The sequence below is a fragment of the Nesterenkonia sp. Act20 genome (genome assembly GCF_019173455.1).
In the GTDB taxonomy this organism is placed as follows: Bacteria; Actinomycetota; Actinomycetes; order Actinomycetales; family Micrococcaceae; genus Nesterenkonia.
This window is the reverse complement of record NZ_JADPQH010000001.1, coordinates 1,143,044-1,157,193: the sequence shown is the minus strand read 5'-3', so window position 1 is coordinate 1,157,193 and position 14,150 is coordinate 1,143,044. Positions and strand designations below refer to the sequence as shown.

The 14,150-nt window shown below is 67.6% G+C and carries 13 protein-coding genes and 1 tRNA gene; 7 read left to right on the top strand and 7 right to left on the bottom strand.

Features of this window, described 5'->3' with window-relative positions; genetic code table 11:
- Window positions 1-63: 63 nt before the first annotated feature.
- From IY716_RS05365 to IY716_RS05335, 7 genes are all read left to right on the top strand, one after another.
- Window positions 64-137, top strand: a tRNA-Met gene (locus IY716_RS05365).
- Window positions 138-345: 208 nt separating this feature from the next.
- A complete protein-coding gene (locus tag IY716_RS05360) occupies window positions 346-1,161 on the top strand; it encodes a phosphatidylcholine/phosphatidylserine synthase (RefSeq protein WP_218220533.1) in 816 nt (271 codons plus the stop codon).
- 218 nt (window positions 1,162-1,379) lie between these two features.
- Entirely contained in the window at window positions 1,380-2,057 is a 678-nt protein-coding gene (locus tag IY716_RS05355; RefSeq protein WP_218221420.1) for a response regulator transcription factor, read from the top strand.
- Window positions 2,050-3,390: a sensor histidine kinase gene (locus IY716_RS05350; protein WP_369699598.1), complete on the top strand. Its 1,341-nt coding sequence runs from the start codon at window positions 2,050-2,052 to the stop codon at window positions 3,388-3,390. Before IY716_RS05355 ends, IY716_RS05350 begins: the two co-directional genes overlap by 8 nt.
- An 89-nt stretch (window positions 3,391-3,479) precedes the next feature.
- Complete coding sequence (locus IY716_RS05345) at window positions 3,480-4,253, top strand: PepSY domain-containing protein (protein WP_218220532.1); 774 nt, start codon at window positions 3,480-3,482, stop codon at window positions 4,251-4,253.
- Between the two features lie 185 nt (window positions 4,254-4,438).
- Complete coding sequence (locus IY716_RS05340; protein WP_218220531.1) at window positions 4,439-4,864, top strand: DUF1801 domain-containing protein; 426 nt, start codon at window positions 4,439-4,441, stop codon at window positions 4,862-4,864.
- Between the two features lie 11 nt (window positions 4,865-4,875).
- The gene (locus tag IY716_RS05335) at window positions 4,876-6,351 is read left to right on the top strand and encodes a DHA2 family efflux MFS transporter permease subunit (protein WP_255316437.1); all 1,476 of its coding nucleotides are present in this window, start codon (window positions 4,876-4,878) and stop codon (window positions 6,349-6,351) included.
- A gap of 7 nt (window positions 6,352-6,358) precedes the next feature.
- Here IY716_RS05335 and IY716_RS05330 read toward each other — a convergent pair whose 3' ends face one another.
- The 7 genes from IY716_RS05330 to IY716_RS05300 form a co-directional block, all read right to left on the bottom strand.
- The gene (locus IY716_RS05330; RefSeq protein ID WP_218220529.1) at window positions 6,359-7,702 is read right to left on the bottom strand and encodes a hypothetical protein; all 1,344 of its coding nucleotides are present in this window, start codon (window positions 7,700-7,702) and stop codon (window positions 6,359-6,361) included.
- Window positions 7,703-7,854: 152 nt separating this feature from the next.
- Entirely contained in the window at window positions 7,855-8,697 is an 843-nt protein-coding gene (locus IY716_RS05325; protein ID WP_218220528.1) for a hypothetical protein, read from the bottom strand.
- 2 nt (window positions 8,698-8,699) lie between these two features.
- Window positions 8,700-9,827, bottom strand: coding sequence for a hypothetical protein (locus tag IY716_RS05320; RefSeq protein WP_218220527.1), 1,128 nt, complete (start codon window positions 9,825-9,827; stop codon window positions 8,700-8,702).
- An 80-nt stretch (window positions 9,828-9,907) separates the two neighbouring features.
- The gene (gene pdxT, locus IY716_RS05315; protein WP_369699597.1) at window positions 9,908-10,519 is read right to left on the bottom strand and encodes a pyridoxal 5'-phosphate synthase glutaminase subunit PdxT; all 612 of its coding nucleotides are present in this window, start codon (window positions 10,517-10,519) and stop codon (window positions 9,908-9,910) included.
- Complete coding sequence (gene pdxS, locus IY716_RS05310) at window positions 10,516-11,427, bottom strand: pyridoxal 5'-phosphate synthase lyase subunit PdxS (protein ID WP_369699596.1); 912 nt, start codon at window positions 11,425-11,427, stop codon at window positions 10,516-10,518. Before pdxS ends, pdxT begins: the two co-directional genes overlap by 4 nt.
- Before the next feature lie 150 nt (window positions 11,428-11,577).
- A complete protein-coding gene (locus IY716_RS05305; RefSeq protein ID WP_218220526.1) occupies window positions 11,578-12,399 on the bottom strand; it encodes a PspA/IM30 family protein in 822 nt (273 codons plus the stop codon).
- Between the two features lie 171 nt (window positions 12,400-12,570).
- On the bottom strand, window positions 12,571-14,088 hold the full coding sequence (locus IY716_RS05300; protein ID WP_218220525.1) for a hypothetical protein: 1,518 nt from the start codon (window positions 14,086-14,088) through the stop codon (window positions 12,571-12,573).
- Window positions 14,089-14,150: the final 62 nt, after the last annotated feature.

Here is a 14,150-nt window from a genome sequence, read left to right as displayed (position 1 = left end):
CACCACTGAGTGCATCTCGATTTTGCACAGCAGATATGTGTGCGTAGACTAAACAAGTCGCAACGCGGGGTGGAGCAGTTCGGTAGCTCGCCGGGCTCATAACCCGGAGGTCGCAAGTTCAAATCTTGCCCCCGCAACGAGATGAGGCCCCTGACCTGGGGATAAACCAGGTCAGGGGCCTTTTTGCTTGACCTAGAAGATCTTCAACCCGGGGTTATAGGCAGCAATGTGTGTTGTTGAAGCCACACAGGTCCGGCATCTCTGTCGACGCAACGACGAGCCTGCCGGTGGGGGTGTGTCAGGCCAATGTGGCGGTGCGCACATTGGGCAAACTAGGGTGGAGTCATGTCTGCACCGCAATCCGGCTCCGGGCATCGCCTGAAAGCGATGTCGGTCCATGCCTATACCGCCATGGGTGTCGTCCTTGCGCTGCTGATGGTGCATATGTCCTATGCCGGTGAAGTCGAAATTGTGCTGTGGCTCTTTCTCGCCGCAATGATCATCGACGGGTCTGACGGCTTCCTGGCGCGCCGCTTCCGCGTCAAAGAGGTGATGCCGGGCTTCGACGGTGCACTTCTGGACAACATCATCGACTACATCACCTATGCCTTCGCGCCGATGGTGCTCTTGTGGAGCGCAGGCTATCTGCCGGACGGGTGGCTAGGCGGTGTTGTGGCCTCCGTGCCTCTGCTCGCGTCGTGCTATCAGTTCTGCCGAAGCGACGCCAAGACCGATGACCACTTCTTCCTGGGGTTCCCCAGCTACTGGAACATCGCGGCGTTCTATCTCATCGTGCTCGGCGCCAGCGTTGCCGCGACCACGACCACGCTGCTGGTCCTGACAGTGCTCGTGTTCGTTCCTATCAAGTACGTCTACCCCTCCCGCACCGAGACCGCGTGGTGGTTGACCATGACGCTCACCACGCTCTGGTTGGGCCTGTACGCGCTGATTCTTGCGCAGTACCCCTCACCGAGCCTGTGGTTGATCGTCTTGTCCGGCGGCTACTTGGTCTATTACGCAGTTCTGAGCCTGCGTCTCACCCTGAATCGCCGCAGTCAGGATGGCGGCGCGGCGGGCTCAGCCAGCCCCGCCGACAGTTCCTCAGCCGCGGGCGGCAAAGGGATTCTGCAGAAACCCCCGCAAGACGCCAAGGAACTCTGAGTCAGGACACCAGGACGGTTCCATGAGGGACAAGCAGCGTCCCAACGCGGGATTCTGTTCGTCGACGCAACTCCGTCTGCCGATTGACTGCCGGTCGTTCGACCGAGACGTGACGCGGCCTGCACTCACCACGCTTCATGCCATGCAGGTGGGCGCCTTTCAGCCCAGTTTCAGCGCGGCCTGGGAGACTGACAGGACAATTGAGTGAGAGGACAGGCATGCGAGTGCTCGTGGTCGACGACGAGCGGCGTCTAGCGTCGTCGCTGCGGGTAGGGCTGGAGGCCGAAGGGTTCGCCGTCGACGTGGCCCACGACGGCACCGACGGCCTGTGGCTGGCGCGGGAGCACCCCTACGACGCGATCGTGCTCGACCTGATGCTGCCCGGGATCAACGGCTATAAGGTCTGCGAGACGCTGCGCGGCGAGCGGAACTGGACGCCGGTGCTGATGCTGACAGCCAAAGACGGTGAGTGGGACCAGGTCGAGGGCCTCGACACGGGGGCTGATGACTACCTCACGAAGCCGTTCTCCTTCCCGGTGCTGCTTGCCCGGCTGCGTGCGGTCGCGCGTCGCGGCGCCCGAGAGCGGCCCACGCTCCTCGAGGCTGGCGACCTGCGGCTGGACCCGGCGGCGCGCCGAGCCTGGCGCGGCGAGGATGAGATCGAACTGACCAGCCGAGAGTTCTCCTTGCTGGCCTTCCTGATGCGTCACGTCGGTGACGTGGTCTCCAAGCTGCAGGTCCTGGACGCGGTCTGGGACGTCGACTTCGAGGGCGACCCCAACATCGTCGAGGTCTACGTGCGCCACCTGCGCAACAAGATCGACCGCCCCTTCGGCCGCGAGGCGATCCAGACCGTCCGTGGCGCGGGCTACCGGCTGAGCAGCGACGGTGGGTAGCCGCCTCACCTCGGTGCGGCTGCGCACGACCACCGCAGCCGTCGCCGTCGTCGCAATAGCCCTGGTGGTCGGGAGCGTGATCCTGGTGCTGCTGCTGCGTGCCTCGCTGCTCGACGGGCTGGAGGCGAGCGCCGAGCAGCGCGCCTCGGCGATCGCCGACGAGCTTGAGGACGGCCGCACCCCGACCGGCGTTGAGGATCCCGCCGACGAGCCCGAGGAGGACCCCGACACCGAGCCCGAGGACGAAGTCTGGCAGGTTCTCGGCCCCGACGGGCAGGTGCGGGAGTCCTCCCAGCCGCTCGTCGAGGCGCTGCCGACGGACAACGTCGAGAGCTTCGCGCTCTCCGGTGCCGAGAGCGCCTACCTGGTCGAGACGGAGGACACGGAGGATGGCTCGGTCATCTCTGTCGCGGTGAGCCGTGAGGAGGTCGACGACTCGGTCGGAGCGCTGGTGCCGCTGCTCCTCCTCGGCCTGCCGGTGCTGCTGCTCGTCGTCGGCGGCACGACCTGGCTGATGACCGGGCGCGCGCTGGCCCCGGTCGAGAGGATCCGCGCCGAGGTCGACGGCATCACCAGCGATCGTCTGGAGCGCCGGGTGCCCGAGCCCGGCAGCCGCGACGAGGTGCAGCGGCTGGCCGAGACGATGAACCGCATGCTCGGCCGGCTCCAGCACGCGCGTGAGCGCCAGCAGCAGTTCGTCGCCGACGCTTCCCACGAGCTGCGCTCCCCGCTGGCGAGCATCCGTCAGACCGCCGAGGTTGCGCGAGCCCACCCCGGGGCGCTGGGGGAAGGCGAGCTTAGTGAGGCCGTCCTCGAGGAGTCGGCCCGCATGGAGCGCCTCGTCGGACAGCTGCTGATGCTGACCCGGGCCGACGAGGGCGCGCTGGTAGCGACGCCCCGAGATGTGGACATCGACGACCTCGCGCTCGCCGAGAGCGCCCGCGTTCGTCGCTCCGGCCTGCGCGTCGATACCCACGCCGTGGCGCCGGGTCGTGTCCGCGGCGACCCCAGCGCGCTGGGGCAGGTCACGCGCAACCTCGTCGACAATGCCGTTCGTCACGCCGACGGCCAGATCGCCCTGACGGTGCAGGAGCGTCCTGGGGCCGTCGAGCTGGTCGTCGAGGACGACGGGCGCGGAGTGGCGCCCGAGGACCGTGAGCGAATCTTCGAACGCTTCGTCCGGCTCGACGAGGCGCGCGGCCGCGACGCCGGAGGCAGCGGGCTCGGGCTCGCGATCGTCGCCGAGATCGTGCATGCCCACGGCGGAACGGTCACGGTCCGCGACGGCCGGCTCGGCGGCGCGGCGTTCACGGTCGTGTTGCCGGCCGGCTGAACCCACTTTCAGGAGCGTTCAGGTCGGCTTCAGCGGAGGTGTCGCATGGTGGTGGAACACAGACAACGACACCGAAATGAGGCATCACCATGAGTAACCTCCGCAGCAAGCGCGTCCTCGTCCCCGCCCTCGCCGTCGCCGTGACGGCTGTCGGAGCCGGCGCCTGGACTGCCGCCGCCCAGACCGACGACGTGCGTGGCTCCGAGCGCGACCAGGTCGTGTCCGCCGTGGCCGACGCCGTCACCGACGGCCAGGTCACCGACGTCGAGACCAGCGACGACCCGGGTGAGGCCTATGACGTCGAGGTCCGACTGCCCAACGGCAGCGAAGTGGACCTCGCTCTCAACCAGGACCTCGCCGTGGTCTCCCGCGAGGACGAGAACCGCGACGACGACGATGACCGCGACGACGACCGTGACTACGACCGCGTGCTGGACGCCGGCGCGCGTGAACGCGCCGAGCAGGCCGCGCTCGAGGCCGTCGGCAGCGGCACTATGACCGACGTCGAGGCCAGCGACGACCCGGGTGAGGCCTACGACGTCGAGGTCCGCCTGCCCGACGGCAGCGAAGTGGACCTCGCCCTCGACGAAAACTTCGCAGTGGTCTCCCGCGTGGACGATGACCGCAATGACCGCGATGACCGTCAAGAGACCGACGACGACCGCGTGCTGGACGCCGGCGAGCGTGAACGCGCCGAGCAGGCCGCGCTCGAGGCCGTCGGCAGCGGCACTACGACCGACGTTGAGGCCAGCGACGACCGGGATGCGACCTACGAGGTCGAAGTCGTCGACGCCGACGGCGTGGAGTGGCACGTCGACCTCGACGCCGCCTTCGATGTCGTGGACCAGCGACAGGACCGCTGACCGATCACGTGACGTCGGTGGTGGTGCCACACGCTGTCCAACGAGGAACACCCCTCGCGGCGCTTGGCGGACCGACAGGCTGCACGCCCCACCGGGCCGCCTACTCACCCGGTCGCCCGCAAGAGGACAGAGAACCCCCAGCACTCAGGTGCTGGGGGTTCTCTCGTGTCCGCTAGGCTCTCGCCATGACACCGGTCGATGACGACGTAGACGCATTCCTCCGCACCACCCACCGGGCCGAGGAGCTGACGGCACTGGACGCCCTGATCAGGGCGGAACTGTCTCAACTGAGCAGGGTGCTGTGGCGCGGGACCATGTGGGGCGGCACCGAACAGGCCGTCATCGGCTACGGCAGAATGCGTCAGCCACGACCGCGCGGCGCCGACGTCGACTGGTTCCTCATCGGCCTGGCCGAGCAGTCGAAACACCTCTCCGTCTACGTCAATGCCATCGAGGACGGCGGGTACCTGCTGAAGAAGCGCGCGGCACGGCTGGGACGGGTCAAGGTGGGGGCCGCCGCGCTGACCTTCACCACGCTTGAGAAGCTTGATCAGGCAGAGTTTCGCAGCATGATCTCTCGCGCGGCCGAGCTGCACCCGGGGGCGATATGAGCGAGATCCGGATGAAGACAGCAGCGGGGCGGTGGATCCTGCTCGCCACAGTCCTCGGCTCAGGCATCGCTGGGATCGACGCAACCGTGGTCAACGTCGCTCTGCCGACCATCGGGGCGGACCTCGGCACCGACTTCGCGGCCCTACAGTGGATGGTCACGGGTTACACACTGACGCTTGCCTCGTTCATCCTGCTCGGTGGTTCGCTGGGGGACCGGTACGGTCGCCGACGCATCTTCGTGATCGGAGTCGTGTGGTTCGCGGTGGCCTCCTTGCTCTGCGGCTTGGCACCAGATGCGGGACTGCTCATCGCCGCTCGGGCTCTGCAAGGGGTCGGCGGGGCGCTGCTGACCCCGGGAAGCCTCGCCATCATTCAGGCCAGCTTCTCGGGCGAGGATCGGGCTCGGGCGATCGGCGCCTGGTCCGGCCTGGGCGGGGTCGCCACCGCGATCGGCCCGTTCCTGGGCGGCTGGCTCGTCGAAAGCGTGTCCTGGCGCTGGGTGTTCCTGATCAACGTGCCGATCGCTCTCGCCGTCGTCTGGATCGCGGCCCGCCACGTGCCGGAGACGCGCGACGCCGAGGCGACGGGCCGACTCGACATCCTCGGCGCCGTCCTCGGTGCCCTCGCCCTCGCCGGAACCACCTATGCGCTCATCGAGGCACCCGTGCAGGGCGTGACAGCTCCGGCGGTCCTTGGTTCAGCGGTTATCGGCGTCGTCGCCGCTGCGCTGTTCCTCCTCGTGGAGCGAGGCACAGAGCACCCGATGCTGCCGCTGCGGATCTTCAGGAATCGACAGTTCAGCGCCACGAACGCCGTGACATTCCTGATCTACGCGGTGTTCGGCGGCATCTTCTTCCTCCTCGTCCTCCACCTGCAGGTGGTGGCAGACTTCAGTCCGCTCGCTTCTGGCATCGCGATGCTGCCGGTCACTGCTCTGATGCTCGTCCTCTCCCCATCGGCCGGCGCCCTGAGTTCGCGGATCGGCCCGCGCCTGCCGATGACAGTCGGACCGCTGGTCTGCGCCGTCTCCCTGGGACTGATGCTGCGCATCGACCAGGACGCGTCCTACCTCCTCGACGTCCTGCCGCCCGTGATCATCCTGGGCCTGGGACTGTCGCTGCTGGTCGCACCACTGACGGCCACCGCGCTGTCTTCCGTGCCCGAGCGGCAGGTCGGCCTGGCGTCGGGTGTGAACAACGCCGTCGCTCGTGCCGCTGGGCTGATCGCCATCGCCGTCCTGCCCGCGGCAGTCGGGCTCAGCGGTGAGGTCTACAGCGATCCGGTCCAGTTCGCGGCGGGGTTCGACGCCGCCTGCATCATCGGGGCGGTCGTCCTCGTCCTCGGCGGGCTTCTCGCGGCCTTCACCATCCGCGATCCAGGACCGGCACCCGCGAGTCCCTCCGCAGTGGCACATCCGGCGCATTGCGCGGTCGAGGGGCCGCCAGCGGCGCCCGGCGCGATCGAGGCTCGCCCACACCAGAGCTGAGACCGCGTCAGTAGGTGGCGTTCCGGCTGGCCGAAAGGTTGATCCCCTCACCGGTGAGCTGGTTCCAGCAGGACATCTGCGACTGAAAGGACGAGCAGGCATAGAACTCATTCGAGGCTGTCTGACCGTAGCCGAGCACCGGCTGACCCGCGGGCTCGACCGGATCCCCACACGCAGGCTCTGCCGGTCGGTCGACCTCGATCGCGTAGGTGACGCCGCCGGTGCAGCCCTCCGGAGCAGAGAAGCTGTGCTCCAGAACCGTGCAGCGCATCGCCTCTCCGAGCTCGCAGACCACGTTGCCTCCCGGTGCGGCGAAGCTCTCCAGTGGCTGTCCCTGCGCAGGGAACGACGTCTGGATCCAGGCGGAGCCCATCTCCTGCACAGTGCCGGCCAGCGCAGTGGCCTCCTCGGATCCGCGCAGGTCAAGGTACAGCGCAGCCGCGTGGACGCTGCCACAGCTTTCCTGAAGTCCGAGCAGCGTCTCCTGGACCAAAATCGAGTCCGAGGGCTCCAAACCGCCGCCGTCCGTCGTCACCGCCGTGCCGAATTCCGCGAAGGTGGCGGCGTCGTCGGCGACGGAGGCACAGGTGGACTCCTCCGGCAGGGAGGTCACGGCGGCGCGGAGCTCCTGCAGCGTCGCAGGTTCGGTGGTGGAGCTGGCGGCACCCTCGTCCGGGTCCGCGTCTTCCTCCCCGGGGCTTCCCTCAGCGGCATCCTCCTGCGCACTGGGTGAAGCTGGAGCCGTAGCCTCCGTCGCGGTGGAGTCGCCCTGATTCACGTCCAGCAGCGCGAGCACCATAGCGCCCACCGCGACCAGGGCGATGAGGGGCAGCACCAGCGCGAGCATGAGCCGGCGGGTGGAGGGCCGGCTGCGCCGAGGCGGTGTGGTCGAGGGTCGACCAGCCGGACCGGGAGCGGCTGCCGTGGAGGCAGCCGTGTCCGAGGGTCGAGAGCCAAACCACTCCTCCTGCGTGTCCGAAGCGGTCTCGATCGGGGGCGAGGGGGTCTCCTCATCCGGTGTCGCGATCCACCAGGACGACGATCCGCCTCTCGCGGATCTCGCCGGTCCTCCGGAACCCGACTCTCCTGCAAGGCCTGTCCGTTCTGCAGAGCTCGCGGCAGTCGGCGGATTCACCGAAGCCCGGGGCTGGCTGCGACGCCGAGCGAGTGCCGCGTCGATCTCGGGGTCGCCGATGGCACTCAGCGCATCGAGCAGTTCGGGATACGCGGCTGGATTCTCCGCCACGGCGGGGCGAAGCTCGGGATAGTTCTCCGCGATCCAATGCAGCGTGTCCCAGTCAGTGTGAGGGTCCGCGGCGATCGCCCCGAGCTCGTCATAGATCGAAGCCATGCGTTCCTTTTCGGTCCCGTCGGTGGCGCGCCGAGCCCCGTGCTGGGTGGACAGTTCACATCAGGGGAAGCTTACTCAGATCACAGCCGCTGAGTGCCTCGAGCCGGTGCTTCGAATGAGTGCTTCGAGTCAGGAGTCACGGGCTCGTGTGTTCAGAGCCAGTGCAGCGCCGAACGGTTCCAGAAGCCGACCGTGTCGCCCTCGGCGGTCTCGAACTCCGTCCAGTGGAAATAAGGCATGAGACTGGTGGCCGCACCCTGGGTGATCTCGAAGTCGAGTTCCCAACAGACCTGCTCATCCCGGGGGATCGCCGTCTCGGTTCCCTCCGGGGGCCGCAGGCACTCATCGGCCTCCACCAGCTCGTAGCGGCTCTCCATCAGCCAGGCCGGTGCCTCGAGCTCCGTGGAATCGAGCATCGATTCAAGTTCACGGACATTGCCGCGATCCACCACGCGGGCAAGCTTCATCGCGATGTCCGTGCCGCCATGCTGCTCCGCGAGCAGCTCACCCAGGTGGTACAGCTGATTGAGGTACCAATACTGGTCCAGGATCTCCCGGGGTTCGTCCTCGGCGCTGGCGGTCTCCACCGGGTTGTAGGCGTCGAGCCCCTCCTCCGGGGCGAAATGCTCGGCGTAATCGCTGCTGAGCTCCGCGTAGTGCCAGAGCAGCTGAAACCGCTGCTCCCGGCGGACCTCACCGGAGCGGAACTGCTCGTAGGGCATGTCCTGGAGCTCAGCCAGGCTGAATTCCTCGGCCTGCGCACCTCCACGCGGTCCGTTGGAGGCCCCCGACTCCGCCGGAGGCTCATCGGACTCCGTATGCGGACCCCGATCCAGCACCAGCACACTCTTCTGGTCCTGATCCGACTCTGACTGCACGACCTCCCCGCAGCCGGTCAGCATCAGCACACAGGCCAGGGAGCCTGCGGAGAGCGCCGTCGAAGTCCGTGCAGTCGAAGTCCGTGCCGTCGAAGTCAGTGCACGCGGATCTCCCACGCTCAGTCCTGGAGCTGGTAGCTCTGCCGGGCCATGAAGAAGCCGCTTCCGGTCTCGGTGTTCCAGCATTCGAAGCCTGACTCCGAAGAGACGCAGGCGAAGCGTCCGTTGCTGGCGGACTGACCGTACTGCAGCGTGGCGGACTCGGCGGCGCCGGACTCTCCGCAGCCCAGCTGGGCCTCCTCGGCGGCCAGCGAGAAGCGGGCAGGGCCTTCGCAGTCCTCGGGGGTGTCGAAGGTGTAGTCGAGGATGCTGCACTCGAGCTCCTCGGCGTCCATGGCGCAGTTGATGTTTCCGGAGGGAGCGGTGAAGGCGGGAATGTCCTGGGCGCCCTCGGGTGCTGGACGCGTCGTCCCCTCCTCGATGTCTGCGTCAGAATCTTCCTCTGCGGGGGTGCTCTCCTCCGCGTTCGGATCCTCTTCGGGGGCCTGCTCCTGTTCACCCTCCTGGACCTCGCCCTGGGAGACGGTGTCCTGGTCGGCGTCGTCGTCCCCGCTGAACACGCCGCCGAAGATCAGGAAGTAAGCGGCTACCACTGCGGCCACTGCAAGCAGGATGATCAGGAAGACGATGGCGCAGGTGCCCCCACCGCGACGGCGCGGCTCCTCCTCGCGTTCGGCGGGGTAGGCGTCGGCAGGGTAGGCGCCGGCAGGGTACGACGCCGCCGGATGCGGTGTCTGCCAGGGCGCGCCCTGCGCGGGGGCCGAGGGATAGTAGCCGGCTCCCGGCTGGGGCTGGCCGTAGCCCTGGGGATACTCGGACTCGTTGCCGGCAGGCTCTGTCGACTGCTCATAGTCTGCGGGGCGGCCCTGCTGCACTGCGGAGAACTCCTCAGTGCCACCGCCCTGGCCTGGTCCGGTGGCAGGGAGCATCGTGGTGTTCTGCTCGGCGGGGTCGATTCCCCCGCCATTGCCGGCGCGGCGCGCCAGGGCGGCGTCGACGGCTGGGTCATCGAGACCGGCGAGCCATTCGAGCAGCTCGGGGTAGGTGTTGGGGTTCTCGGCGATCAGCGGGCGCAGCTCGGGATGGTCCCCGGCGAGCATGTGCAGCTGGACCTGAGGCGTGTTCGGATCGGCGGCGCGGGCCGCTGGCCCCGTTGAACTCTGCCCATTCTCTGGTCCGTCAGTCATGGTCTCTCCTATATCGAGGGTCCCGTGGGTCCGTTCAGCATCCCTGAGACATCATGCCTGACCCCGGCCCAGTTTTCAGGTCAGCTGTTGAGCCGAGCGCCGGCGAGCTGGACGAAATGCTGGTGCAGGCGATGATCTGGAGTCAGCTCCGGGTGGAAGCTGGCGGCCAGCACCCGGCCCTGTCGCACCGCCACCGGTCGGTCCTGCCAGGAGGCGATGACCTCGACCGCGGAGCCCACGGATTCGATGACGGGAGCCCGGATGAACACCGCCTGCAGCGGGCTGAGGTCGTCTTCGGGCAGCCCGCTCACGGGCAGCGCACCGGTGAAGGAATCGAGCTGGCTGCCGTAGCCGTTGCGGCGCACGACCACATCGAGCCCGCCGATCCGCTCGAAGCCGGTGAGCGCCTCCGCGTCGAGGATCTGATCGGCCATCAGGATCATGCCGGCGCAGGTGCCGAACATGGCCATCCCCTCGGCATGGCGTTCGCGAATGGCTTCCATCAGGTGCACCGGGGCGGCCAGCCGGGCCATCGTGGTGGACTCACCCCCGGGGACGATCAGTCCGTCAAGACCCTGAAGCTCGGTCGGCCGGCGCACCGTGGAGACTTCTGCCCCGGCGGCCTGCAGGGCGCGGGCATGTTCTGCCACAGCTCCCTGAAGCGCCAGGACCCCGATGCGCGGTGTGCTCACCAGCCGCGCTCGGCGAGGCGGTGTGGTGCGGGAAGGTCAGCCACGTTGATGCCCACCATGGCTTCTCCCAGGCCCTTGGAGGCCTCGGTGATCACGGCGGGGTCGTCGAAGTACGTGGTGGCCTTGACGATGGCCGCCGCGCGCTCCGCCGGGTTGCCGGCCTTGAAGATGCCCGAGCCGACGAACACGCCGTCGGCGCCCATCTGCATCATCATGGCGGCGTCGGCAGGGGTGGCCACGCCGCCGGCGACGAAGAGCACCACCGGGAGGCGTCCTTCGCGGGCGACCTGCTTCACCAGGGCGTAGGGTGCCTGAAGATCCTTGGCGGCGAGGTAGAGCTCATCCTCGGCCAAGGAGGTCAGCCGGGCGATCTCGGCGTTGATGGTGCGGATGTGCTTCATCGCCTCAGAGACATCCCCGGTGCCAGCCTCACCCTTGGAGCGGATCATCGAGGCGCCTTCGGTGATGCGGCGCAGCGCTTCGCCCAGGTTGGTGGCGCCGCAGACGAAGGGCACCTTGAACTTGGACTTGTCGATGTGGTGGACATAGTCGGCGGGGGAGAGGACCTCGGACTCGTCGATGTAGTCGACCTTGAGGTGCTCCAGGATCTGCGCCTCGACGAAGTGGCCGATGCGGGCCTTGGCCATCACGGGGATGGACACCGTCTCGATGATGCCGCTGATCAGATCCGGGTCGGACATCCGGGCGACACCGCCGGTGGCGCGGATGTCGGCGGGCACGCGCTCGAGAGCCATGACGGCGACGGCGCCGGCCTCTTCGGCGATGCGTGCCTGTTCGGGGGTGACCACGTCCATGATCACGCCGCCCTTGAGCATCTGGGCGAGCCCGGTGTTGACGGCGGTGGCGCCGGTGGCCTCGGTGGCGGGCGTGGTGGCCTCAGTGGTCACGGATATCTCCTGAAGTGTTGGATGCTGCGGTGTCGACGGAGTGCCGGGATGATGAACGACGGCGGCGACGACAATGGGGAGTGAACGTCGAGTTCACCCCCCATTGTTTCATCACTTCGGCGGGCTCATCGCCCGCACGTCATACTCTGTTCAGCCGCGCTCGCGGTCCTCGGCTTCAAGCTGGGCAAAGTCTCGCTCGTCGACTCCGGTATCGGCGCTGTCGGCGCTGCCGGTGCCTGCGCCGAGGGCGCCCTGTGAGGAGCTGCCGCTCTTCAGCGCTGCGAGGCGCGCATCGACCTCGGCCTGCTCGCCCAGGTCCTCCAGGGACTCGAACTGCGCATCCAGGGAGGAGGCGGCGAGCTCGTTGCGCCCGCGCACCCGGGCCTCTTCGCGACGGATCTTCTCTTCGAAGCGTCCGACCTCCGAGGTCGGGTCCATCACGTCGATGGACTTCACGGCGTCGTGGACCTGGGACTGGGCGTGGGCGGCGCGGGAGCGAGCGATGAGCTCATCACGCTTGGACACGAGCTGCTGACGCTTGGTCTTCATCTGCTCAAGACCGGTCTTGAGCCGGTCCACGATCTCGCGCTGGGAGGTGATAGTCGGCTCGGCGGACTTCGCCGAGGACTCAGCCTCCATCTGGCGCTGGATCGCGACCTTGGCCAGGTTGTCGAACTTCTGCGCGTTCTCGGTGTTGCCGCTGTCGCGGAACTCGTCGGCCTTGCGGGAGGCGGCGAGGGCCTTCTGGCCCCAGGAGCGCGAGTTCTCGAGATCCTCGCTGTAGTCGTCCTCCATCATGCGCAGGTTGCCGATGGTCTGAGCGATCGCTTCTTCGGCCTCCGAGATGTTGTTGGTGAAGTCTCGGACCATCTGGTCGAGCATCTTCTCCGGGTCCTCGGAGCGATCCAGCATGGCGTTGACGTTCGCGCGTACCAGCTGGGACATGCGACCTAAAATGGACTGCTTGCTCACGGTGCTCACCTTTCCTCAGGCGTCAGGTTCTATGAATTGCTCACGGTGTCGATACTAGTCACGGCTCCTGGTCACGGCCATGACACTGGCGCAGAAGTTCTCCCAGGGAGTAGGGGCTGGCGTGCGGGACGGTGGTTTGGGCGCAGGGGCGGGTGAAGGCGCGGGGCAGGTTCAGAACATCCGACGACGGCGCCCGAAGCCGCCCATCGAGCCGCGGCCAAAACCTCCGCGTCCCATATGCCCGTAGCCGCCGGGCATGCCGAAGCCGCCGAAACCACCTCCATAGCCGCCCCCGCTGCCGCCTCCCATCAGGGCATCCTCGGCGGACTCCTGTCGGGCGATCTGTGCGGCCTGGACTCCAAGAGTCTTCGCCTGGGTGGCCAGCTCCAGGGCTTTCGCGGGTTGGGTGTCGCCGAGGGACTCGGCTTCGGCGAGGCTGCGCTCGGCCTCGGCCATGCGGGTCCGGGAGGTCGAGCCGCCGCGTCGGGCGCGGAGATAGTCCCGCGAGGACTGGACCTGGTGCCGGGCGGTGAGGATCTCGGTCTGCAGCACTTCCCGGGCGCGGCGGTCTCGTGCCTGCTGATCGCGGACGGCGTTGAGCGGTTCGTCCAGCTCCCGGTGGGCGACCTCCAGGGAGTTCAAGAGATCCAGCGGGTTGATCTTCTGACCGGAATCCAGATCCCGGCGCACCTGGGTGACCGCCGCCTGGGCTGCGGCGATGGGCCCGGCAAGATCGTGTGACTGGCCCGCCTCCAGGGTGGCGCGCGCCTGGGCGATGTCCTGCTCGGTCTGGTCCAGACCGATGCTGAGGTTCTGTTCAGCGCTGCGCAGCCGCAGCTGGGTCTCTTCGAGTGACTCGATCAGTTTTCCTGCCTCGCCGGCGGATTCCTCGCCGGCGTGGATGGCGACCACCGCCTCTGAAGGTTCGGCGGAGTCGAGCGCGGACTCCGCCGTGTCGGCCGCAGCGGACGCCGCCTGCAGACTGTGTGCGGAGTGCTCCAGACCCTCGATGAAGGACGTGAGTGCCTCGTCGTCGTACTTGGACTGCAGGTCGGGGAGGCGTTTCTGTGCCTGGGCGCGGCGCTGGTTCAGCTCCTCGATGCGTGTTCGCAGCTGGCTCAGCGCGGGTCGTGGATCAAGCTCCAGGCTTCGCAGCGATTCGAAGTCCTGACGGTGGGATTCCAGCGTCTCGCTGACCCGCTGGCAGTTGGCGATGACGTTGCGCAGCAGCTCGCGCGCCTCATCCTCGGACTCCGGCGGATCACGGTCCACCTGATGCTGCATCCGGAAGGACTCCTGGAGGTGCTCGCGAGCCTCTTCGACATCACGTTGGAACGGCGCCACCTGGTCATCTCCGTAGGCGGCGCTGGCGAAGAGGATCTCCTGCTCTGAGGAGTTCACTGCATTGTCCGCGGCGATCAGCAGCGACCCCGCCTCGCGCCGCAGCTCCTCGAGACTCATCTGCTGCAGACGCCGCTGCTCGGCGGTGAGCTGGCGAGCTGCCTCGCGGCGACCGCCGAACTCCTGTCCGCCCGCGGCGCCCTGGAGGCGGCGGGTCTGTTTCTTGCCGCCGGAGAGCCATACTGCGCCGAGTCCGATCAGGCCGAGGATCACTGCGCCGATCAGCAGCGGGCCGATGAAGATCGCGCCGAGGGTGATGGGTGGATTGAGGACTGCGTCGGGCACCATGGACCGAGTGTATAAGTGCCCCCTGACACCGTCCATTGAGAAGCTGTGACACCCTCGAACGA

Coding starts and splice junctions, on each gene's coding strand:
- IY716_RS05360 (WP_218220533.1), top strand. CDS start 346: ATGTCTGCACCGCAATCCGGCTCCGGGCATCGCCTGAAAGCGATGTCG.
- IY716_RS05355 (WP_218221420.1), top strand. CDS start 1,380: ATGCGAGTGCTCGTGGTCGACGACGAGCGGCGTCTAGCGTCGTCGCTG.
- IY716_RS05345 (WP_218220532.1), top strand. CDS start 3,480: ATGAGTAACCTCCGCAGCAAGCGCGTCCTCGTCCCCGCCCTCGCCGTC.
- IY716_RS05340 (WP_218220531.1), top strand. CDS start 4,439: ATGACACCGGTCGATGACGACGTAGACGCATTCCTCCGCACCACCCAC.
- IY716_RS05335 (WP_255316437.1), top strand. CDS start 4,876: ATGAAGACAGCAGCGGGGCGGTGGATCCTGCTCGCCACAGTCCTCGGC.
- IY716_RS05330 (WP_218220529.1), bottom strand. CDS start 7,702: ATGGCTTCGATCTATGACGAGCTCGGGGCGATCGCCGCGGACCCTCAC.
- IY716_RS05320 (WP_218220527.1), bottom strand. CDS start 9,827: ATGACTGACGGACCAGAGAATGGGCAGAGTTCAACGGGGCCAGCGGCC.
- IY716_RS05300 (WP_218220525.1), bottom strand. CDS start 14,088: ATGGTGCCCGACGCAGTCCTCAATCCACCCATCACCCTCGGCGCGATC.